Source organism: Streptomyces sp. CNH189 (assembly GCF_000527195.1).
In genome coordinates, this window is sequence record NZ_AZUS01000003.1 from 64,778 (window position 1) to 86,254 (window position 21,477).

The window sequence follows — 21,477 nt, forward strand, 5'->3', positions numbered from 1 at the left end:
TCCCGGTCTCAGAAGGCGAAGACGCTCGACCCGTGCGCGTTCATCTCGCACGTGTTGGAGAACGAGCGCTCGTAGGAGACGCGCTTGCCCTGCCAGACGCCGTCGACGGTGACCAGCACCGGGTCGTACACCATCGGGCACATGACGTCGCCGCTTCTCGTCAGCGCGCTGAGGTCGCCGCCGACGCCGGTCAGGTCCGCGCAGGCCAAGGCGGCGGCCGGATGGGTGCCCGAGGGTCCCGGGGCACAGGTCAGGGTGACCGCGCGTTCCGGCGTGACGGCCGTCGCGCTGACTCCCTTACCGACCGTGAGCACCAGGGCCGAGGGGGCGTAGAGCGCGGACGGGGCATGACCCGGGGCGGCGAGCGCGGCCCCGGAGAGGGGGGCGCCGACGGCGGTGGCCGTGAGACCGAGGGTGATGGCCCAGCGCGCGGTGTTCCGCATTGTGTGCATCCTTCCGCTTCGTTTTCTTCCGATTGCCGGCCCGTGCTCGGTTGGTGCCGAACCGGCGTGCCGGAGTCTGCCGAGTCCACGGCGGAAACTCACGTCGACCCCATGCATTTCAGTAACATTGCGTATTGAATCAGTGGCGTGAAGTGACCAAATGGACGCGCGTCGACCCGGTGACCGGGCGGCTGTCACCGGTGCCGCACAGCCGGGTGGCCGAATTCCCGTCGCTCGTTAATCGGCCTGAAACATTCCGATTCCGCCGTACACAGGCAGAACAGAAACCCCTTGCGGTCATGAAAGGGTCACTCGCCGGTCATCCGAGGACTCGCCGCGAGGCCCCGCGGGCACAGCCGACGCCCGTCTCGGCGCGCTGGACTCCACGGGCACATACCGGCCAGTATGCGTCGGGACCATGTGGCACGAGGAGACAGGGCGGGACGGATGGCGAAGCACTGGGCCGACTTCCAGTACGAGATCTACCTGAACGGCATGACGGGCGCCGTGCCGCGGTTGCCGACCGACCTGACCCGGCTGGAGGAACTGACCGAGCGGCGTCTCGGCCCCGGCCCGGTCGGCTACGTCGCCGGCAGCGCGGGCGACGGCGGCACCGCCCGCGCCAACCGTGCCGCCCTGGACCGCCGCCGGATCGTGCCGCGCATGCTGCGCGACGTCCACGAGCGGGACCTGTCGGTGGAGGTGCTGGGCCGCTCCCTGCCCGCGCCGCTCGCCCTGGCCCCGGTCGGCGTGCTGTCGATCATGCACCCGGAGGCCGAGTCGGCTGCCGCCCGGGCAGCCGCGGCCCAGGGAGTGCCGTTCGTGCTGTCCTCGGCGTCCAGCACGCCGATGGAGCAGGTCGCCGAGGCGATGGGGGACGCCGAGCGCTGGTTCCAGCTGTACTGGCCGAAGGACATCGAGGTGGCGCGCAGCTTCCTCGGCCGGGCCAAGGCGGCCGGGTACACGGCGTTGGTCGTCACCCTGGACACCCCGCTGCTGTCCTGGCGCCCGCGCGACCTGGACCAGGCGTACCTGCCGTTCCTGCGGGGCGTGGGCACCGCGAACTACTTCTCCGACCCCGCGTTCCAGGCGGGGCTCGCCAAGCCGGTGCACGAGGACCCGAACGCCGCGGTGATGCACTTCGTGGGCATGTTCTCCGACCCCGCGAAGACCTGGCCGGACCTGGCGTTCCTGCGCGAGAACTGGGACGGTCCGATCGTCCTGAAGGGGGTGCTGCACCCCGACGACGCCCGGCTCGCCGCCGACGCGGGGATGGACGGGGTGGTGGTGTCCAACCACGGCGGCCGTCAGGTGGCGGGCGCGATCGGGGCGGCCGACGCGCTGCCCGGCGTGGTGCGGGCCGTCGGGGACCGGCTGACCGTGCTGTTCGACAGCGGGGTGCGCACCGGCGACGACGTGTTCAAGGCGCTCGCGCTGGGCGCGCGGGCGGTGCTGGTGGGCCGCCCGTACGTGTACGGGCTGGGCCTGGACGGGCAGGCGGGCGTGGAGCATGTGATCCGCTGCATGCTCGCCGAACTCGACCTCACCCTCGCCCTGTCGGGGCACTCCGGTCCGGGCACGGTCGGGCCCGACGACCTGACCGAGGCCGTGGTCTGACCCGTCCGGGGCGGCCCTCGGGGCCGCCCCGGAGGCGCGCCGTCAGCTCGCCGGCTCGGCCAGGTCCGCGTACCGGGCGGAGGGGGTCGTCGGACCGGTGATGGAGAGGGAATCCGTGGCCGAGCGCACCGGCTCGGCGGCCCAGCGCTGCTCCACGGTCCGGTCGCGCACCTTGACGACGATGTCGGCGTTCGCGTCAGGGGTCGCCGGGGCGAGCGCCAGCTGGACGTCCCAGCGGGGCACGAGTTCGCCCTGCACCGTGAGGTCGTAGCGCACGTCGTCGGCGGTCCGGTCGCCGGTGTCCGCGCACGTCCCGAGGACCACGACACCGGCGTCCTTGTGGGAGTCGAGGCACAGCCCCGGGTCGGCGACGCTGCGCAGCAGGCCGTCCTCCTCGTACGTCCACTGCTGGCTCCACGCCGAGGAGCACTTCGCCAGCCGGGTGCCCGTTCCGTCCTGAGGCTCGTCCCGGGCGTCCAGGCACAGGCCCGAGGCGATGTTGCGCAGCCGGGTGCGGTCGGGCGCCGAGGGCAGGCCGGCCACGCCGGGCGGGGAGGCGGACGGCACGGCGGCACGGCCGCCCGCGCCGGTGGCGCCCGTCGGATCGGCGGTGCCGCCGTCCGGGGTGGACGACCCGGCGATGAGCACGCTGACCAGCACCCCGGCGGACACCGCGCCGAGTCCGGTGAGCAGGGTGCGGGTGGAACGCACCGGGTCGGGCAGCGCGATGTGGCCGAGTCGCTCGGGCACCGGGAACCGGGACAGCAGCCGGTGCCCGCTGTGCCCGCCGTCGCCGCCCCCGCCCTTGCGCCGGCGGCGGCCGGCACGCCCGGTGCGCGGTCCCGCCGTGGCGCGTCCGGGACGCGAGTCGAGGTAGCGCCGGGCCCCCCACCCGAGCACCGCCTCCGCGATCAGCGTGCCCAACGCGCTTTCGAAGTGGCTCAGTTGCTCGGCCGCGTTGCGGCAGTAGCGGCACTCGCCCAGGTGCCGGCGGACCTCGGGCAGCAGCGCCCCGCCCCGGCGGATGGGGACGTCGAGCAGCCGGTTGTAGAAGCCGCACTCCTGGGTGGGCGCCAGTTCTTGATGGGCACGGACCAAACCTTGACGGAATTTTTCTCGCGCCTGATCGAGTGCGCCCGACGCGATGTCGGGATCCGTGCCCAGCAGACCCGCCGGTACGGAAATCGGCTCGGCCTCGACCTCGACGTGCCAGAGCAAACAGCGCGCGAGTGCGGGCAGGGAACGGAATGCCCGCTGGGCGAGTGTGCGGTTTTCCGGCGTCATGGTCGTCGCCGCGCGCATGCCGCGTCCGCCCGCCGGTTTCAGCAGCCCCGGCAGAACGTCGGCTATTCGGTCGTCGGCGGCCCACTCGCGGACCGTGTCGCGCACCCCCACCAGCAGGACCGGACGGAGTGCGACGGCGGACTCACCGACGGCGACCCGGTCGAGCACCCGGTGCAGGGCGGCCCCGGTCACCATGGAGGCGGTCTGCCCGCTCGAGGCGAGGCACACGGTCGCGTAGTCGTGCATGGCGTGCCAGTGCCGCGCCGTCAGCAGGGCGACGGAATGGGCGGCCTCGCCGTCCGGACGGCCCCGCAGCCGCGCGGCGAGTGTCTCGTCGGATTCCCCCGGATCACCGCCCGGCGGGGGATAGGGAGATCGAGGGGGGTGGGGGGTGTGCACTGAGATTGGTTCCTTCCCACAGCGCATGTGGCATTCGAGCGTTTCCGGCACCGAAAAGGGACGCCCGATCGGTGCATACCTCTTTGGTGTGGCGCGGGGGGCGGGAATTAACCGACGGCGCATCCGACCCGGTTCATCAACTCGCGTGCGTCCCCGGCCTTTACCCCCACACGGGGGGCTCACTCTCGCACAACCCGCACGCGGCCAACAAGGCGGTCGGACAACCTGCCCGCGTTGACAGAAAGTCAAAAAGACAAGGCCGTCCGCGGCGATCGGTCCGGCATTCGCGTCGCCTTTTTCCCGGGGTTCCCACCGGGTGCTGCGAAAAGGGCGCGACCGGAAGCCGGTGAACACCGCTCCCCCGGCATGCGCGCGCCGCCGTTTCCGCACCGCGCACCCGGTGTGAACGGCCCGCGCCGAGCCCGGTGGCGGGGGGCGTCAGATCTGCCAGGAGCGCAGCCGGTCGGCGGCGCCGTAGACGTCGGCCGCGCCGGAGATCAGGTCACGGGCAAGGTCCACCAGGGCGCCGTAGGGCGGGTCGATGCCGGCCCCGCTGACGAACATGTAGGCCACGGCCGTGGCACAGGCGAACCGGGCGTTGGCGGAGGGCAGCGGTCGCAGCACGGCCAGGGTGTGCAGCAGGGCGGCGGCCCGCCACGCGGCGTCGGAGTTCACGCCGAGGCGGGGCGGGTCGACGCGGTGCCGGGCGACGGCCGCCACGAGCGCGGAGAAGTCGTTGACCGTGGGCTGGTCCGGAAGGACTTCCTCATGCCGCTGGAGCAGCCACGGAACGTCGATGTGCAGCACGGGTGCCATCGGTCAGGCGGCCCGCCCGGCGCCCGTGGCGGGCGGCTCGTCGTCGGGGAAGGCGGCGGCGAACTCGTCGGCGTGCGTGGCGAAGAACCGGCGGAAGGCCTCGGCGCCCTCCTGGAGGGCGCGGTGGCGGGCGATGTCCGCCGCTGCCGCCTCCCGCACGAGCGCCTTCATGGACGTACCGCGTTCCTTGGCGATCTGCCGCAGGTCCTCGAGCTCGCGGTCGCTGAACTCCACGTTGAGAGCTGGCATGGACTTAACGGTACCGCTCGGGTACTGATCAGTAAATATCCGCAGGTCAGAGCATACGCGATGGGGTACCTCCGGACACGCGGGCGGGCCGGTGACCGCGTCGGTCACCGGCCCGCGCGAGGAGCGGTGGGTCAGCCCCGTCAGCCCTGGTCGGCCACGAACGAGGCCATACGGGTCAGGGCGGCGTTCCAGTTGATGGTGTGCTCGTTGGTGGACCAGGACTGGATGTCGTCGATGAAGCAGAACTGTCCGACGCAGCCCTGCAGTTTCGACTGGGCGAACGGGTCCTGGATGCTGGAGTTGGGTCCGCCGGACAGTGTGCCGGCGGGCGGGTTGGGCAGGTTCGGGTCGAGCTGGCGGGCGTACCACCGGCTGTGCTGGTTCTTGGCGTGGACCTCGCCGTAGCCGGTGACGTAGGACATGTTCAGGGCGTTGCGGCCGAGGATGTAGTCCATGCTCTGCAGCGCCCCGTCCCGGTACCTGGCCGCGCCGGTGAGGTCGTAGGCGGTGGCGAGGACGACGGCGTTGTTGAGGATCTGGTGGCTGGAGCCCCAGTCGTAGAGGTTGCCCTGCGGCGCGTACGGCATCCCGTACGGGTGTGCCGTGAGGGTGGCCAGGTAGGCGTCGGCGCCCTCGATCACGGAGCGGCGGACCTTGTCGAGCCCGGGCAGCTTGTTCGGCACCGTGGCGAGGTCGAGCCGGCCGGCCGCGGCGGTGCGCGCCCAGTCGAAGCCGATCGGGCCGAAGATGTCCGCGGTGTGCACCGGGGACTTCAGCAGGTGGTCCTTGAACGCGCGCTCACCGGTGGTGAGGTAGAGCTCCGCGGCAGCCCAGTAGAACTCGTCGGACACGGTGTCGTCGGGGTAGGCGCCGCCGCCGATGCCGTCGTCGGGGTCGGCGAGCAGGTCCGGGTGGGCCAGTGCGGCCGCCCAGGCCGTGCGTGCCGCGGCCAGGGTGCGGTCCGCGAACTTCTTGTCGTAGGGGCGGTAGAGCCTGGCCGCCTGCGCCGCGGTGGCGGCGAGGTTCAGGGTGGCGGCGGTCGTCGGCGGGTGCAGCTCGCGCTTCTGCGGGTCGTCGCTGGGCAGCAGGGGCAGCCCGGTCCACTGCTCGTCGTGGATCTTGTGGTGGGCCATGCCGGCCAGCGGCTCACCGACGGGCACCTGCATCTTCAGCAGGAACTCCAGCTCCCAGCGGGCCTCGTCGAGGATGTCGGGGACCTTGTTGCCGCTCTCCGGGATGTTCAGGGTGCGGTCGCCCAGCTTGTGCGCCTTGCCGGTGCGGGCGTGCCGGGCGCGCTCGTAGGTGCTGAGCAGCTCCCAGGTGCTGATGCCGCCGTTGACGACGTACTTGCCGTGGTCACCGGCGTCGTACCAGCCGCCGGTGACGTCGAGGGTGTAGTCGCATTCCCCGGGCCGGCAGGGCACCGCGCCGTCGCCCTGGTTCGGGGCGACGTCCACGTGGCCGGCCGGGCGGCCGTAGCCGGGGCGCAGGTCGTCGCGGATCGCGACGCCGCTGCGCTGGGTGTAGTAGTACTTCGCCGAGTCCAGCCGCAGCCGCTCGTAGGCCTTCGCGTCGATGTCGAAGGGGTGGCTGCTCTCGCCGTCGGCGGTCAGGGTGAAGCCGGTGCCGTGGCCCCGGTAGGAGCCGAAGTCGACGGAGTGCACGTTCTGCCCGGAGGAGCCGTCGACGCCGCGCGGCACGGTCCAGCCGGTGCGGACCACCCGGCCGCGGCCGTCCTTGAGCTGCCAGGGCAGCTTCTTCGTGGCGTCGGTGACGAGCGTGGCGTTCTTCGGCCCGGCGGGCAGGTAGCCGACCTGGTTGACCCGGACGCGCGGCCCGGTGTCCGGCTCGTACGGCTCCGGGGCGACGCCGCCCAGCAGCGACACGTCGTCCACGCAGAACCGCCAGGGGTCGGGGCTGCCGCCGAGCTGGAAGCCGACCTGGGCCTGCGCGGTGTCGACCGGCGAGGTGAAGGTGTACGAGTAGCTGTCGCCGGAGACGCTGAGCTGCGGCGACACCTCGTGGTAGGTGTCGTACGGGTCCACCTGGAGGCCGACGATCGCCCGGACCACATGACCGGCGGGCGAGCCGGTGGCTCTGAAGGAGAAGCGGTACGTCTCCCCCTCCACCAGGGTGATGTCGTTGTGGCCCACGATCGCGTCCCAGCGGTTGGCCGTGCCGCCGGGCACGTCGGCGCACAGGCGGCCGTCGGAGGCGCCCGCGGTGACGCCCTCGGACGCCCACCAGGGGTCGGTGCCGTTGTCGAACGTGCCGTTGCGGACCTGCTCGACCTCGTCGGCCCCGGCCGGGGCGGCGGGCAGCGCGGTGAGCGCGGTCGCCAGCAGACCGGTGAGGGTCAGCAGAGCGGTTCTGCGTCTGTTCACGTCTGGGCTCCTCTGCGGAGGTGCGGGGGACGAGAGCGTCATGGGAGCGCTCCCAACTCCGTGCGCCGACCATGGTTGTGGCAGATGTGACGCGCCGTCAACGGTCGTGACACGAACAACCGCGCCTACTTGGCGCGGAGGCGGGGGCCCCGGTTCCCGTTCATGTCGCGCCCCGACGCACTAGGCTGGGTCTCTGGCGATGCACCGGTTCACGGTGAGTGTGCGCGATGGAGTGGCGAGGATGAGGCCGGACGACCCGTTCGACGATGCCGTGACGGCCAGGGCCGTCATCGCCGCCGACGGCACGCTCGCGCGGTGGAGCGAGGGCGCGCGCCTGCTGCTGGGACACCGGGCCGAGGAGGTCGTCGGCCGGCCCGCCGCCGACCTGCTGGCCGACGGTTCGGGACCGCTCCCGCTGCCCGCCGACCGCTGGAGCGGCACGCTGGTGCTGCGGCACCGCGACGGCGGCACGGTGAGCGTGTGGGTGCTCGCCCACCACCGGCAGCCGGCCGGCGAAGGCCCCGGCGAGTGGCTCGCGGTGACCCCGCTGGAGGCCACCGACCACGAGCTGCCCGACGATCCGCTGGTCAGGAAGGCCGTCTTCCAGTCGCCGTGCGCCACGATGGTGTTCGACCAGGCGCTGCGGCTGCGCGGGGTCAACGACGCCATGGCCCACCTCCTCGGGCTGCCCGCCGACCACCTGCGGGGACTGCGTCCCACCGACATCGGGGGCCGCCCGCAGCACAGCGAGCTGGAGCGGCAGCTGCGCCAGGTGCTGCGCACCGGACGGCCGCACGACATGCAGACGTACATGAAGGCCACCAGCGAGAACTACGCGCACGCCTGGCTCGCCCGGATGGCCCCGCTCACCGACCGGTCCGGCCGGGTGCGGGGCGTGTGCGTCACCGCCCACGACTTCACCGAGCAGTTCCGGGCCCGGGAGCGGCTGCAACTGGTCAACGAGGCCAGCATGCGCATCGGCACCACTCTGGACGTCACCCGGACGGCGCAGGAGCTGGCGGAGGTATGCGTGCCCGCGCTCGCCGACTTCGTGAGCGTGGAGCTACTGGAGCCGGACGAGGCCGGGGGTGAGCCCGCAGGTCCGCTGTCCCCGCCGGTCTCGCTGCGCCGGGTCGCCCAGCAGTCCCTCACCGCCGGCAGCCCGGAGGCCGTCGCGGACGTGGGCGAGATGGTCGTCTACCCGGAGGCCTCGCCGCAGGCGGACTCGCTGCTCGCGGGGCACAGCATCGTCGCCTCGGTGCCCTCCGGCGACCTCGACCCCTGGCTGTCGGTGGACGCGATCCGCGCCCGGCGGATCGAGGAGTACGGCGTGCACTCCATGCTGTCCGTCCCGCTCCAGGCGCGCGGCACCACCCTCGGCGTGGCCGCGTTCACCCGTTTCAGCCAGCCCGAGGCGTTCACCCACGACGACGTGCTGCTGGCCGAGGAGGTCACCGCCCGCGCCGCCGTCTGCATCGACAACGCCCGCCGCTACTCGCGCGAGCGTGAGACCACCCTCGCCCTGCAGCGCAGCCTGCTCCCCCGCACGCTGCCCCGGACGGCGGCGCTGGAGGCGGCCACCCGCTATCTGCCGGCCGCGCGAACGGGGGTGGGCGGCGACTGGTTCGACGTGATCCCGCTGTCCGGGATGCGGGTCGCGATGGTGGTGGGTGACGTCGTCGGGTACGGCATCCAGGCGTCGGCGACGATGGGCCGGCTGCGCACGGCGGTGCGCACCCTCGCCGACATCGACCTGGCCCCCGACGAGCTGCTCACCCACCTCGACGACCTGGTGCTGCACCTGTCGGAGGAGGCGGGCGGCGACTCCGGCCCCGGGGAGGTCGGCGCGACCTGCCTGTACGCGGTGTACGACCCGGTGTCGCGGCGCTGCACCCTGTCCCGGGCGGGGCATCCGGCGCCCGTGCTGATCCCGCCCGGCGGGCCGCCCCGCCACCTGGAACTGCCGTCCGGGCCTCCGTTGGGGCTGGGCGGGCTGCCCTTCGAGTCGGCCGAGTTCGAACTGCCCGACGACAGCGTGCTGGCGTTCTACACCGACGGACTGGTCTCCTCCCGGGAACGCGACCTCGGGCAGGGCGAGGCGCTGCTCCGCGAGGCGCTGTCCGGGGCGGCGGCCGGCCCGCTCGACGAGACCTGCGACCGGGTGCTGAACAGCGTGCTGTCACCGGGCGGCGCGACGGACGACGTGGCGCTGCTGCTGGCCCGTTTGCGGGGGCTGCCGTCCTCGCAGGTCGCCACCTGGGACATCCCGGCCGACCCGGCGCTGGTGGCCCCCATCCGCAAGCAGGTCCTCGACCAGCTGGCCGCCTGGTCGCTCACCGACGCGTCGTTCACCGCGGAGCTGGTGGTGAGCGAACTGGTCACCAACGCCATCCGGTACGGCGCCCCGCCGATCCGGCTGCGGCTGATCCATGACGAGGCGACGCTGATCTGCGAGGTGTCGGACACCAGTCACACGGCCCCGCACCTGCGGCGCGCCAAGACCTGGGACGAGGGCGGCCGGGGGCTGCTGCTGGTCGCGCAGCTCACCCAGCGCTGGGGCACCCGGCACACGGCCGAGGGCAAGACGATCTGGGCGGAGCTGACCCTGACCGACACGCTGTGACCGTCCGGCAGGGTGCCCCGGGGGCGCCCTGCTGGACGGTCAGGCCGCGCCGGGGGCGCCCTGCCGGACGGTCAGGCCGCGCCGGGGGGCGCGGGCTCAGTGGCCGGCGATGGTGCGGGGCGTGTAGGGCTGGGCGAGTTCCTCGAGCTCCTTGTCGGTGAGTTCGAGGTCGACGGCGGCCACGGCGTCCTCGATGTGGCCGGGCTTCGCCGCGCCGACGATGGGCGCGGTGACCGTGTCCTGGTGGAGCAGCCAGGCGAGGGCGACCTGGGCGCGCGGCACACCGCGGGCCTCGGCGACGCGGGCGACCGCCTCCACGATCGCGCGGTCGCCCTCCTGGTACAGGGTGCTGCCGAACTGGTCGGTGGCGCTGCGTTCGGTGGTGGCGTTCCACTCCCGGGTGAGCCGGCCGCGGGCGAGCGGGCTCCACGGCAGCACGCCCACGCCCTGGTCGGCGCAGAGCGGCAGCATCTCCCGTTCCTCCTCGCGGTAGAGGAGGTTGTAGTGGTTCTGCATGGACACGAACTTCGTCCAGCCGCGCAGTTCGGCGGTGTACTGCGCCTTGGAGAACTGCCAGGCGTACATCGAACTGGCCCCGATGTAGCGGACCTTGCCCGCCTTGACGACGTCGTGCAGCGCCTCCATCGTCTCCTCGACCGGCGTGTGCGGGTCCCAGCGGTGGATCTGGTAGAGGTCGACGTGGTCGGTGCCGAGGCGGCGCAGGCTGTGGTCCAGCTCCGTCATGATCGCCTTGCGGGAGAGTCCGCCGCCGTTGGGTCCGGGCCGCATCCGGCCGTGCACCTTGGTGGCGAGCACGACGTCGTCACGGCGGGCGAAGTCGCGCAGGGCCCGGCCGACGATCTCCTCGCTGGTGCCGTCGGAGTAGACGTTCGCGGTGTCGAAGAAGGTGATCCCCGCCTCCAGCGCCTGCCGGATCAGCGGCCGGGACGCCTCCTCGTCGAGGGTCCACTCGTGGTTGCCGCGGCCGGGATCGCCGTAGGTCATGCATCCCAGGCAGACGCGCGAGACCTCCAGGCCCGTCGAACCGAGCTTCACGTACTGCATCGTTGCTGCTCCTGCCGTCGGGAACGGTTCCTGTCGCAGGAGCGTACGTGTTCGTGCGCACTCGAAGCCGGGTGCGGCTCAGCCTCGCCGCAGCAGGTCCAGGGCGCTCTCCCAGCGGAACTCCCCCCGTGTGCCGTCCGCTTCGGGCCCGCCGGCGTAGGGGTCGCCGAAGCGGACGCCCATGCCGCGCAGCCGGGCGACGCTGTCCCGGTAGGCCGGGTGGGCGGCCAGGGCGTCGGCGACGCACGGCAGGACGGCGATCGGCACCCCGAGCCCGGCGGCCTCGCACAGGGTGCCGACGGCGAGGGTGTCGGCGATGCCGGCCGCCCACTTGTTGACGGTGTTGAAGGTGGCCGGCGCGACCACCACGGCGTCCGGTGCCGGGAAGGGGCGCGGGTCGCCCGGGCGGCGCCAGGCGGAGCGGATCGGGCGGCCGGTCTGCGTCTCGACGGCGGCGGCGTCGAAGAAGCCGTTCATCGCCGTCGGGGTGGCGATGACACCGACCTCCCAGTCCCGCTCCTGCGCGGCGGTGATCAGCTTGCTGACGTCCGCGGCGACACCGGCGGCGCAGACAACGACGTAAAGGAAGGGCTTGTCGGTCACCCGGGCACCCTAGTCAGGCAAAACCGTTTGCCGGTACCGGGCGGCAGGCTCCAGGATCCTGCCCATGTCCACGCACACGCTTCCGCTGCCGTCGTCCGCCCTCGCCGCCGTCGCGGGCCGACAGCAGCGGTCCGACGCCCGGGAAGGCACGACTCCCCCGCGCTCGTGACGGCCGCGTTGCTCGCGGGGCTGCTGGCCGGCTACGGCATCGCCGTCCCCGTGGGCGCCGTCGGCACCTACCTCGTCTCCCTCTCCGCCCGTACGTCCCTGCGCACCGGGGTGTCCGCGGCGCTCGGCGTCGCCACGGCCGACGGACTGTACGCGCTGGCCGCGGTCCTCGGCGGCTCCGCCCTCGCCTCGGCGCTGCGGCCCGCCCTGGGCCCGCTGCGCTGGGTGTGCGTCCTCGTCCTGGCCGCGCTGGCGGCGTGGGGCGCGGCCACCGCCGTACGGCAGTACCGCGGCCGGCGGCTCGCCACCCGCGCCGGTGCCACGCCCCCGAGCCCCGTGCGGGCGTATCTGGCGCTGCTGGGGATCACCCTGCTCAACCCGACGACGGTGATCTACTTCGCGGCGCTGGTGCTCGGCTCGCAGGGCGGGGCGGCGGCGGGGACCGCGGAACGCGCCGTGTTCGTGACGGCCGCGTTCGCCGCCTCGGCGAGCTGGCAGGTGCTGCTCGCCGGCGGCGGCGCGCTGCTGGGCCGGGCGCTGACGGGCCACCGCGGACGGTTGGCGACGGCGCTGGTCGCGAGCGCCGTCATGACGGCACTCGCGCTCCGCATGGCCTTGTCCCCGTCCTGACGAGCCGAGCCCGGCCAAATGCCCCGCCGAACGGCACTCGACCGGCCACACGGGCACCGGGTCCGGCCCGACGGACGGCACGCCGACCGCACCGCACCGGGCCCCGCCCACCGACGGCACGCGGCCGGCCAGCCTCACGGCACCGGGCCCCGCACCACCGACAGCACGCGACCCAGCGGCTGCACGACACCAGGTCCGGCCCAACGGACGGCACAAGGCCGACCGGCCTCGCGGCACGGGGGCTCGTCCGGCGGGCGAGGACGGGGCCCGCAGGGCCGGAGGGGGTGCGGGGGCGCAGCCTCAGGGACGGGAAGGGAAGCGGCGGCGGGGGCAACCCGACCCGGCCGCACCACCCCGGCTTCCGCCCCGACCGACACCGCGCGGCCAGGCAGGCACGGGCTCCTTCCGGCGAGGCGCCCTCGGGGTGCACGATCCGGGGCTGCGTTGCGCCCCTGCGTGAGTCGGCCGCACGCCACCGCCCCGGCCCTGACCGCGCGCGGCGCGGGCGGCAGGGGCGCGGCCCTTCCTGGCCGGCCGGGCGTCAGTGGGTGCGGGCCAGGAGGAGGGTGACGTCGTCCCGTGGGGCCCCTCGGGTGGGCAGCGTTTCGACGACCTCCGTGCACAGGGTCTCCAGGGACGGTATGGTCCGCCCCCGGGCGAGGGCCTCCCGCACGCGCTCCATCCCCACGTCGATGTCCTGGTGGCGGTCCTCGACGAGCCCGTCGGAGTACAGGGCGATCAGTCCGCCCGCCGGCAGGTCGAGGACCGTCGACTCGTACGGCAGCAGGCTGTAGCCGAGCGGCGTGCCCGGGGGGAGTTCGGGGAAGGTGACGTGGCCGTCGGGGTGGGCCACGACGGGCGGCGGGTGCCCGGCCAGGGCCACCGCGCACGTCCGGGCGGCCGGGTCGTACACCGCGTAGACGCAGGTGGACCCGATGGTGCACCGCTCCGTCTCGCTCTCGTCGTTGTCCGCGGACAGGTGGACGGACGTCCGGTCCAGGCGGGCGAGCAGGTCCGCCGGGGGGAGGTCGAGGTCGGCCAGGGTCCGGATGGCCGTACGCAGCCGGCCCATGGCGGCCGCCGCGGCGATACCGTGTCCGACCACGTCGCCGACGACGAGCGCGACCCGTCCGCCGGGCAGGCCGAACACGTCGAACCAGTCGCCTCCCGCGCTGTACTCGGCGTCCGCGGGGAGATAGCGGGCGGCCACCTCCAGGGCGTCGCCGCCGTCCACCCGGCGCGGCAGGAGGCTGCGCTGCAGGGTGAGCGCCGCCGTGCGTTCGCGGGTGTAGCGGCGGGCGTTGTCCAGGCTGAGCGCGGCGCGGGAGACCAGTTCCTCGGCGAGCAGCCGGTCGCCCTCGTCGAAGGGGGCCGGATTGCCCGCCCGCACAAAGACCGCCACGCCCATCAGGAGGCCGCGGGCGCGGACCGGGACGATCAGCAGGGAGTGCATGCCGTACTGGTCGATCTTCTCGGCCCGTGCCGGGTCGGCGTCCAGCCAGCTGCCCGGGGAGGTGTCGAGGCGCGGCTGGAGCAGCGGGCGGCCGGACCGCAGGACCTGCATGAACGGGGAGGCCTCGGGGACGTAGACGGCCTCGCCGGTGGCCCACAGGGACTCGGGGGTGCCGTCGAGGACGGAGGCGGCGCCCGCCCGCCGGAAGGTCGGCACGCGCCCGTCGGCCGAGCCGAGCAGTTCCAGCGGCTCCCCGCCGAGCCGTACCGCCTCGGTCAGGTCGACGGTCGCGTAGTCGGCGAGCAGGGGCACGGAGAAGTCGGCCAGTTCCTGTGCCGTGCGCATGACGTCCAGGGTGGTGCCGATCCGGGCGCCGGCCTCGCTGATCACGGCCAGCCGGTCCCCCACGCCCCGCCCGTTCCTGACGTCCAGCACCAGCAGGCACACGCCCAGTGGCCGGCTGTCCGTGTCGTCCAGCCGCAGGAAGGACGCGGTGAGGACGCGGGGCGCCCGTTCCCCGGGGCCGGGCGGCACACGGTACGCGCGGCCGGCGGCGCACCGGCCGGTGGCGAGTACCTCCCGCATGACCGCCTCCAGCCCGGCGGCGTCGCCGGCCAGCGCCTGACGCGGTGGCCGCCCGAGCCGCCGCTCACGGGGGATGCCGTCGTACCGGGCGACGACGTCGTTGGCCCAGACACAGCGCAGTTCGGTGTCCCACACGGCGAGTCCGAGACCGGAGCAGGTCAGCAGGGCCCGCAGGGCCGGGCCGGCCCGCTCGCCCGCCGTCCGAATCGCGTCCGCCACGCCCGGCGGTTCGGCTGCGGGATCCGCTGCTGCCACGATGTCCAGCCTCCCGGATTCGATCACGTCCTGGGTTTGGCGGGCCTGCGTCCATCAAATCGGCGTGCCGCCGACGGGGCAACTCGCCGGCCCGCCGCCGGCGACGCGGCAGGGTGCCGGAGCGACGCCGGGCCGCCCGTGGCCGGGACACGCCGGTTCGGACGACTTCCGCGTGCGGTGGTGTGGGAGAAATGATCGACTCGGCCGCACAACGCGAGAACGATGGGACGGATGCCATGCCTCTCGAAGGCGAGTACGAGCCCAGCCCGACGGCCTGGGTGCGGGATCAGGTGGACCTGTACGAGCGGTCCGGCGGTACGGAGGGGACGACGCTGCAGGGCAGGCCCGTCGTCGTGCTGACCAGCCGGGGCGCGAAGAGCGGCAAGCTGCGCAAGACCCCGGTGATGCGGGTGGAGCACGAGGGCAGCTACGCGGTGGTGGCCTCGCTGGGCGGCGCGCCCCAGCATCCGGTCTGGTACTTCAACGTACGGGCCGATCCGCATGTCGAACTCCAGGACGGCACGTCCAAGTGGGACATGACGGCCCGTGAGGTCACCGGGGAGGAGAAGGCCGAGTGGTGGAAGCGCGCGGTGGAGGCGTACCCGCCGTACGAGGACTACCAGAAGAAGACCAGCCGTGAGATTCCGGTCTTCGTTCTGGAGCGGTCCGGGCAGGGCTGACGGATGCGGTGCGACGGGCCGGAAAGATTGTCCGGCCCGGTGCGCATGAAGCCCTGGCCCCCGGGCACACGAGCGTCAGGCCCCGCCGCGTTCCCCCGTCGCGGCGGGGCCCTCCCATGCCTCCACCGCGCCCCGGTCGGTCACGTCCAGGAACACCTGCTCCGCCTCGGGGACCGTCCGGACGATGGACCGCTTGATGCGTACGGCGACCTGTTCGACCCGCTCGCTGTCCAGGCCAGGAACCAGGTCGATCCGCGCGGCCACCAGAGCAGTGTCGAGCCCGGTCTTCATCGTGAACAGCGCCTCGACGCTGTCTATCTCGGGTTGGGCGCACAGGAGTTCACGGATCCGCTCGGTCGCCCGCGGGTCGGCGGCCTCGCCGATCAGCTGGTCGCGGGCCTCGCGGCCGAGCCGGTAGGCGACGTACACCAGCAGGCAGCCGATGGCGAGCGAGGCGGACGCCTCCCACACCACCTGTCCGGTGCGCATGTGCAGGGCCATGCCGGCCATGGCCAGGGTGACGCCGATCACCGCCGTGCCGTCCTCGGCGACGACCGTGCGCAGCGCCGGGTCACCGAGTCCGCCTCCCTGCCGGCGCACCTGGTGGAGGGCGCGCAGCAGCGAGCCGCCCTCGGCGAGCAGGGCCACGCCGAGCACGACGAGCCCGGCGATGTAGCCGCTCAACTCTTCCTCTCCCCCGTTCCGCAGGGCGTCGATCCCCTGGTAGAAGGAGAAGCAGCCGCCCATCACGAAGATGCCGACGGCCGCGAGCAGCGACCAGAAGAACCGTTCCTTGCCGTAGCCGAAGGGGTGACGGCGGTCGGCGGGGCGCCGGCTGCGGCGCAGGGCGGCCAGCAGGAAGACCTCGTTGACGCTGTCGGCCACCGAATGCGCCGCCTCCGACAGCAGCGCCGGGGAGGCGGCGGCCAGACCGCCGACCGCCTTGGCGGCGGCGATCACCAGGTTGGCCGCGAGCGCCACCAGCACGGTGACCCGCGTCTTGCGATCCGATCGTGTAGTCACGCGGGGCGATTGCCCCGGTCGGCCCAGCTCATACCGTGCCGTCGGGGGAAAACGGGGAACGCGGTCACAGGGACGTACCGACGACAGAGGGAGACCACCATGAGCGGCCGCGACGACGGAGGCGGCGGCAACAGCTCCTACGGGAAGAAGGCGTTCAAGCGGTCCAGGGCCCACTTCGCGGACCGGATCACCGCGGACGGCCGGGACGGATGGCCGGTGGAGGCCGGACGCTACCGCCTGGTGGTGAGCCGGGCCTGCCCGTGGGCGAGCCGCGCGCTGGTCTCACGGCGGCTGCTGGGGCTGGAGGACGCGGTGTCCCTGGCCGTCACTGACCCGATCCAGGACGACCGCAGCTGGCGCTTCACCCTGGACCCCGACGGCCGTGACCCGGTGCTCGGCATCCGGTACCTGAGCGAGGCCTACGACCGGCGGGAGACGGACTATCCGGGCGGGGTGAGCGTGCCGGCCGTGGTGGACGTGCCCAGCGGACAGCTGGTCACCAACGACTACCAGCAGATCACCCTGGACTTCGCGACCGAGTGGACGGCCCTGCACCGCGAGGGCGCGCCCGACCTGTATCCCGCGGAGCGGCGCGACGAGATGGACGCGCTGTTGGACGACGTCTTCCACGACGTCAACAACGGGGTGTACAAGGCGGGTTTCGCAGACGGGCAGGAGAAGTACGAGGCCGCCTGCACGGCGCTGTTCCGGCGTCTGGAGTCGCTGGAGCGGCGGCTGGAACGGCAGCGGTACCTGGTGGGCGACACCATCACCGAGGCGGACATCCGGCTGTTCACCACGCTGGTGCGGTTCGACGCGGTGTACCACGGCCACTTCAAGTGCAACCGCTGGAAGCTGACGGAGAGCCGGGTGCTGTGGGGTTACGTCCGTGACCTGTACCAGACGCCGGGGTTCGGCGACACCGTGGACTTCGACCACATCAAGCGGCACTACTACCAGGTGCACACCGGTATCAACCCGTCCGGCATCGTCCCGGTCGGGCCCGACCTGGCCGGCTGGACGACTCCCCATCACCGGGAGGAACTGGGCGGCCGGCCGTTCGGGGACGGCACCCCTCCGGGGCCGGTGCCGCCCGGTGAGGAGGTCGCGGCGCGCGGGCGCCCCTGACTTCCGGGCTCCGGCCTCAGTCCGACGATCCATTCATCCACGAGACGACGCAGCCGACCGAGGAGAGCGACGTGGCGAAGAAGAACAAGAAGGCGAAGAAGAAGCTGCCCCTGGCGTACAAGCCCATCGGGTTCGCGCTGGGCTGGACCAGCGGCACCGTGGCGGGCATGGCCTTCCAGAAGACCTGGAAGGTGATCAGGAAGGAGGACAACGCGCCCGACGCGCTGGACCGGGACCGCAGCTGGGGCGAGATTCTGCTGGCCGCGGCGATTCAGGGCGCGATCTTCGCGGTGGTGCGCAGTGCGGTGGACCGGGCCGGCGCGAAGGCGATCGAGCGGTCGACCGGGGCGTGGCCGGTCCCCGACCAGGGCGGCCGGGACTGACCCGGAGGTCACGGGGCTCCGCCCGGACCCCGCACCTCGAACGCCGGAGGGGCTGATTCTTCAGCCCCTCCGGCGTTTCAGCCCTGCTTCGGTGCCGTAGGCACGCCCCGCCTCACCGTGAAGCTGTGTCCCGCCGGGTCGGCGTACCCGCGCTCCTCGGCCGCGCCGGACGGGTCCCCACTCTCCGTCGGGCGGCCGCCCAGGCTCACGATGCGCCGCTCCACCCCGTCCAGGTCTTCCGCCACGAACTCCAGGTGCGCCTGGAGGGAGTTCTCCGGGCGGGGCCAGCTCGGCGCGGTGGCGTTGACGTCCCGGCGCAGGGCCAGGCGGAAGCCGTCGGCGGCCCGGATCTCCACCCGGTTGGCGCTCGCGTCGACGTGGTCCGCCTCCAGCAACTCCCGGTAGAATTCGGCGAGTTTTTCGGGTTCGGCGCAGTCGAGCACCACCACACCCGCGGTCACCAGTGCCATGTCTCCTCCGAAGCGTCCGTGCGGGGCGCTCCGTCCCCGCCTCCAGGGACACCTGTCCGCGCTCGCCGCTTTCAGTCACCGCACGAAGTGGCGAAGAACTCGGCCACCCGGCGGCAACATATGTCATTCGAACATGCTCGAATGCAGCCGTCCTCGGGTAACTTGCCGATTGGGGACGGGAGTTGGGGCCAGGGCCCGTCCTCGTGGTGCGGAGCAGGCTTGGAGGCGATGGCGTCGTGCGGTACGAACCCCCGCCGTTGACCCGGTACCTGCGCGTGCGCCACGAACGGGGCCACACGGTGCTGGAGTTCCGTGGTGAGATAGACATCGCGGCCGCCTCGGAGATCGTCCCGCACCTGGATCTGGCCACCGCCGAGGCGGACACCCGGGTGGTCATCGACCTGACCCACATCGAGTTCTTCGACGCGTCCGGCCTGCGTCTGCTCCACCGCGCCCGGCACCGGCTGGCGGACGGGCGGCTGCTCCTGGTCTGCGCCCATCCGCTGACCCTGCGCATGCTGCGGATCACCGGGCTGTCCCGGCTGCTGCCGCCGTCGCCCGACCTGGACACGGCACTGACACGGCCCGGGTCCCGCTCCGGCCCCGCCTAGGGCCCGTCCGGCGGGCCCCAGGTCGGCTGCCCGGTGTACGGCGTGCGCCCCCCGCGTGCTCCCGTTGCCGGGTCCTGTCCTCCAACTGCTCAGTCTGTTCCGTGAGATGACGGGCATGCGGACGGGAGGAAGGAGGGCCGTCGCCATGACGACTCCGGTGAAGGGACCGGCCGCGCGGGTGCCCGGCTGGGTGAAGGTGCTGGGCTCCGTGGTGGTGCTGCTGGCCGTGCTGTTCGCCGGGATCCGGCTGAGCGTGCTGCCGGGGCTGAAGGACCTGTTCGGCACGGAGACCCGCGACCGCTCCGGGCCCGCGCTCCTCGAGTCCATCCAGGACATCAGCCGCTACGACGCCGCCTCGGGCAACTTCCAGGTGGTGGTGGACCTGGAGAAGGACACCAAGTTCCTGCCCGACGCCGTCCGCGGCAGCCGCACCCTGTACGTGGGCGCGGGCACCGTCGACGCCTATGTGGACCTCGGCGGGCTGAAGGAGGGCGACGTACGGGTCGACGAGGACCGCACCTCGGCCACCCTGCGGCTGCCCCGCGCACGCCTCGGCACCCCGGCGCTGGACGTGGACCGCTCCTACGCGGTGTCCAAGCAGCGCGGGCTGCTCGACCGGCTCGGGGACCTGTTCTCGGACAACCCCAACAGCGAACAGGCCGTGCAGAAACTCGCGGTGCGGCACATCCGGGAGGCGGCCGAGGAGAGTGAACTCACCACCCGGGCGGAGGCCAACACCCGGGGGATGCTGCAGGGCCTGCTGCGGTCCCTGGGCTTCGAGCACGTGCGGATCAGCTTCGCCGGCTGACCGGACTGACCGTCTCGGCCGGGGGTAACCGCCGTACCACGTACGGACGTTGACGACTGGAGGACTCCCGATGGCCCGCGCCGCCCCCCATCAGCTCCCGTTGCCCCTGCGGCTTCTGGTGCTGCTGTGCGCCTTCCTCTTCATGGTGGTCTTCGCGGTGGTCCTGGCCCGGCTCACGCTGCAGCCGTCCCCCGCCTCGGAGGCCCTGACGCACACCAATCTGCACCCCGGCCGCTCCCTGCGGGCCTATCTTGACCAGCCGGCGCTACGGGACGCGGTCAAGCAGATCGGCGGCAACATCCTGCTGGGCGTCCCCTTCGGGGTGCTCGCCCCGGTGATCGCGCCGCGCACCCGGGGCTTCCTGCGGATCCTGGTGCTCACGGCCGTGGTGATGCTGCTGGTCGAGGTGGCGCAGGGCGCGCTGGTGACCGGGCGCGCCTTCGACGTCGACGACGTCATCCTCAACACCGCCGGAGCGCTCATCGGCTACCTGCTGCTGGGCCGGCGGATGAGCAGGGCCGTGCACGCGCGCCGCACCAAGGAATGACCGGACCGCCGCTCGCCTCCGCCTCGCTACGGGCGGAGGCGAGCGGCCGTCTACGGCTCCTTCTTCTGCTCCTCGCGGACCCGGGGGGCCTCACGTGAGGACCAGGTGAACTTGTCCCCGCCCACCCAGCGGACCGTGTCCGGGTCGTCGAGGTCGTGCACGATGATGCCGTACGCGACGGCGGCCTGCAGCACGTCGGTGATCGACCTGGCCTCACCGACGACCTCTCCGTCGATCTGCACGATCCGGAACGGCGGCGGCCCGGGCTGCACCCCGAGCACCATGATCCGCGGCTGCGACATGTACGGGCTCGCGCTTTCGGTCATGAGTCGAGGGTAGAGCGCAAAGGGCGTGAACGCGGCATCCGGGACACAACGGCACGGGGTCCCGCACCCTCAGGGACGCCGCCAGTCGTCGTTGGTCAGGTGCGACCCGGCCTGCGGTCCCATCCGGAGCATCCCGCCGTCCACGCTCCACGAGGCACCCGTGACGTACGAGGCGTCGGGCCCGGCGAGGAAGGCGATCACCGCGGCGACCTCTCGGGCGTCGCCGGGCCGGCCGAGAGGGATGCCGGGGCGGCTCTCGGTGTGCGGGTCGGTGTCCTCCTGGCCGGTCATGGGGGTGGCGATCTCACCCGGGGCGACCGCGTTGACGGTGATGCCGTGCTCGGCGAGCTCCAGCGCCATCACCTGGGTGAGCAGCCCGAGACCGCCCTTGGCCGCGCAGTACGGGGCGGCCCCCACTCGCGGCTGGTGCTCGTGCACGGACGTCACGTTGACGATGCGGCCGCCGTCCCCCTGCCGGATCATGTGCCGGGCCGCCTTCTGCCCGCACAGGAACGGGCCGAGCAGGTCGACGTCCAGGACCTCGCGCACCTTCTCGGGCTCCAGGTCCGGGAACGGTGTCATCGTGCCGGTGCCGGCGTTGTTGACCAGGACGTCGACGCGCCCGAGCCGTCCGCACAGCTCGTCGACGGTGTCGGCGGCGCCGGGCAGCCGGGTCAGGTCCAGATGGGCGACCTCGGCACGGCATCCGTGCGCCCGCACCTCCTCGGCGGTCCGCTCCGCGCCCTCGCGGTCACTGTTCCAGGTGATGCCCACGTCCATCCCCGACGCGGCGAGGCGTACGGCGGTGGCCCGGCCGATACCCGAGTCCGCGCCGGTGACCACGGCGACCTTGCCGTTGACAGGAGTGGAGAGTGACATGCGGGCCTCCTCGTCGTCGCTGTGCGGGATGCCGGGTCGCAGTACCCC

21 protein-coding genes are annotated in these 21,477 nt (G+C 72.9%); 9 read left to right on the forward strand and 12 right to left on the reverse strand.

Annotated elements, in window-relative coordinates; genetic code table 11:
* Positions 1–8: 8 nt before the first annotated feature.
* The gene (locus B100_RS0105505) at positions 9–443 is read right to left on the reverse strand and encodes a subtilase-type protease inhibitor (RefSeq protein ID WP_024883439.1); all 435 of its coding nucleotides are present in this window, start codon (positions 441–443) and stop codon (positions 9–11) included.
* Positions 444–890: 447 nt separating this feature from the next.
* On the opposite strand from B100_RS0105505, the gene B100_RS0105510 reads away from it, so the two are divergent.
* A complete protein-coding gene (locus B100_RS0105510) occupies positions 891–2,060 on the forward strand; it encodes a lactate 2-monooxygenase (protein WP_024883440.1) in 1,170 nt (389 codons plus the stop codon).
* Between the two features lie 42 nt (positions 2,061–2,102).
* Here B100_RS0105510 and B100_RS0105515 read toward each other — a convergent pair whose 3' ends face one another.
* The 4 genes from B100_RS0105515 to B100_RS0105530 form a co-directional block, all read right to left on the reverse strand.
* On the reverse strand, positions 2,103–3,743 hold the full coding sequence (locus B100_RS0105515; RefSeq protein WP_024883441.1) for an RICIN domain-containing protein: 1,641 nt from the start codon (positions 3,741–3,743) through the stop codon (positions 2,103–2,105).
* Between the two features lie 438 nt (positions 3,744–4,181).
* Positions 4,182–4,559: a hypothetical protein gene (locus B100_RS0105520; protein WP_024883442.1), complete on the reverse strand. Its 378-nt coding sequence runs from the start codon at positions 4,557–4,559 to the stop codon at positions 4,182–4,184.
* 3 nt (positions 4,560–4,562) lie between these two features.
* Positions 4,563–4,808: a hypothetical protein gene (locus B100_RS0105525; RefSeq protein WP_037722460.1), complete on the reverse strand. Its 246-nt coding sequence runs from the start codon at positions 4,806–4,808 to the stop codon at positions 4,563–4,565.
* Positions 4,809–4,948: 140 nt separating this feature from the next.
* The gene (locus B100_RS0105530; RefSeq protein ID WP_024883444.1) at positions 4,949–7,192 is read right to left on the reverse strand and encodes a glycoside hydrolase family 9 protein; all 2,244 of its coding nucleotides are present in this window, start codon (positions 7,190–7,192) and stop codon (positions 4,949–4,951) included.
* Positions 7,193–7,433: 241 nt separating this feature from the next.
* Between B100_RS0105530 and B100_RS0105535 the strand changes: the two genes are divergently transcribed.
* Positions 7,434–9,815 carry a SpoIIE family protein phosphatase gene (locus B100_RS0105535; protein WP_024883445.1) on the forward strand — a complete coding sequence of 794 codons (2,382 nt, stop codon included), beginning with the start codon at positions 7,434–7,436 and terminating at the stop codon, positions 9,813–9,815.
* A 96-nt stretch (positions 9,816–9,911) separates the two neighbouring features.
* Here the strand turns inward: B100_RS0105535 and B100_RS0105540 are convergent, their stop codons facing one another.
* Together B100_RS0105540 and B100_RS0105545 are read right to left on the reverse strand one after the other, a co-directional pair.
* Positions 9,912–10,880 (reverse strand): aldo/keto reductase, encoded by a 969-nt coding sequence (locus B100_RS0105540; protein WP_024883446.1) that lies wholly within the window; start codon positions 10,878–10,880, stop codon positions 9,912–9,914.
* Positions 10,881–10,958: 78 nt separating this feature from the next.
* On the reverse strand, positions 10,959–11,483 hold the full coding sequence (locus tag B100_RS0105545; RefSeq protein ID WP_024883447.1) for a flavoprotein: 525 nt from the start codon (positions 11,481–11,483) through the stop codon (positions 10,959–10,961).
* Between the two features lie 165 nt (positions 11,484–11,648).
* Here B100_RS0105545 and B100_RS0105550 point away from each other — a divergent pair, with 165 nt between their 5' ends.
* Positions 11,649–12,281, forward strand: coding sequence for a LysE family transporter (locus B100_RS0105550; RefSeq protein ID WP_024883448.1), 633 nt, complete (start codon positions 11,649–11,651; stop codon positions 12,279–12,281).
* Between the two features lie 541 nt (positions 12,282–12,822).
* Here B100_RS0105550 and B100_RS0105555 read toward each other — a convergent pair.
* A complete protein-coding gene (locus B100_RS0105555) occupies positions 12,823–14,574 on the reverse strand; it encodes a SpoIIE family protein phosphatase (protein WP_486585590.1) in 1,752 nt (583 codons plus the stop codon).
* Between the two features lie 236 nt (positions 14,575–14,810).
* Here B100_RS0105555 and B100_RS0105560 point away from each other — a divergent pair, with 236 nt between their 5' ends.
* On the forward strand, positions 14,811–15,254 hold the full coding sequence (locus B100_RS0105560) for a nitroreductase family deazaflavin-dependent oxidoreductase (RefSeq protein WP_024883450.1): 444 nt from the start codon (positions 14,811–14,813) through the stop codon (positions 15,252–15,254).
* Positions 15,255–15,329: 75 nt separating this feature from the next.
* Here the strand turns inward: B100_RS0105560 and B100_RS0105565 are convergent, their stop codons facing one another.
* Entirely contained in the window at positions 15,330–16,241 is a 912-nt protein-coding gene (locus tag B100_RS0105565; RefSeq protein WP_024883451.1) for a cation diffusion facilitator family transporter, read from the reverse strand.
* Positions 16,242–16,376: 135 nt separating this feature from the next.
* Here B100_RS0105565 and B100_RS0105570 point away from each other — a divergent pair, with 135 nt between their 5' ends.
* Together B100_RS0105570 and B100_RS0105575 are read left to right on the forward strand one after the other, a co-directional pair.
* Complete coding sequence (locus tag B100_RS0105570) at positions 16,377–17,405, forward strand: glutathione S-transferase C-terminal domain-containing protein (protein WP_024883452.1); 1,029 nt, start codon at positions 16,377–16,379, stop codon at positions 17,403–17,405.
* A 71-nt stretch (positions 17,406–17,476) separates the two neighbouring features.
* Positions 17,477–17,788 carry a DUF4235 domain-containing protein gene (locus B100_RS0105575; protein WP_024883453.1) on the forward strand — a complete coding sequence of 104 codons (312 nt, stop codon included), beginning with the start codon at positions 17,477–17,479 and terminating at the stop codon, positions 17,786–17,788.
* 77 nt (positions 17,789–17,865) lie between these two features.
* On the opposite strand, the gene B100_RS0105580 is transcribed toward B100_RS0105575, so the two are convergent.
* A complete protein-coding gene (locus tag B100_RS0105580; RefSeq protein ID WP_024883454.1) occupies positions 17,866–18,258 on the reverse strand; it encodes a VOC family protein in 393 nt (130 codons plus the stop codon).
* Positions 18,259–18,494: 236 nt separating this feature from the next.
* Between B100_RS0105580 and B100_RS0105585 the strand changes: the two genes are divergently transcribed.
* The 3 genes from B100_RS0105585 to B100_RS0105595 all read left to right on the forward strand — a co-directional run bounded on the left by B100_RS0105585 (position 18,495) and on the right by B100_RS0105595 (position 20,224).
* On the forward strand, positions 18,495–18,869 hold the full coding sequence (locus B100_RS0105585; protein ID WP_024883455.1) for an STAS domain-containing protein: 375 nt from the start codon (positions 18,495–18,497) through the stop codon (positions 18,867–18,869).
* Positions 18,870–19,014: 145 nt separating this feature from the next.
* Positions 19,015–19,677, forward strand: a complete 663-nt coding sequence (locus B100_RS0105590) for a DUF4230 domain-containing protein (RefSeq protein WP_024883456.1) — start codon at positions 19,015–19,017, stop codon at positions 19,675–19,677.
* Between the two features lie 70 nt (positions 19,678–19,747).
* Positions 19,748–20,224: a VanZ family protein gene (locus tag B100_RS0105595; protein ID WP_024883457.1), complete on the forward strand. Its 477-nt coding sequence runs from the start codon at positions 19,748–19,750 to the stop codon at positions 20,222–20,224.
* Between the two features lie 50 nt (positions 20,225–20,274).
* Here B100_RS0105595 and B100_RS0105600 read toward each other — a convergent pair whose 3' ends face one another.
* Positions 20,275–20,550: a hypothetical protein gene (locus B100_RS0105600; RefSeq protein WP_024883458.1), complete on the reverse strand. Its 276-nt coding sequence runs from the start codon at positions 20,548–20,550 to the stop codon at positions 20,275–20,277.
* A 69-nt stretch (positions 20,551–20,619) separates the two neighbouring features.
* Positions 20,620–21,429 carry an SDR family oxidoreductase gene (locus tag B100_RS0105605; RefSeq protein WP_024883459.1) on the reverse strand — a complete coding sequence of 270 codons (810 nt, stop codon included), beginning with the start codon at positions 21,427–21,429 and terminating at the stop codon, positions 20,620–20,622.
* Positions 21,430–21,477 lie beyond the last annotated feature (48 nt).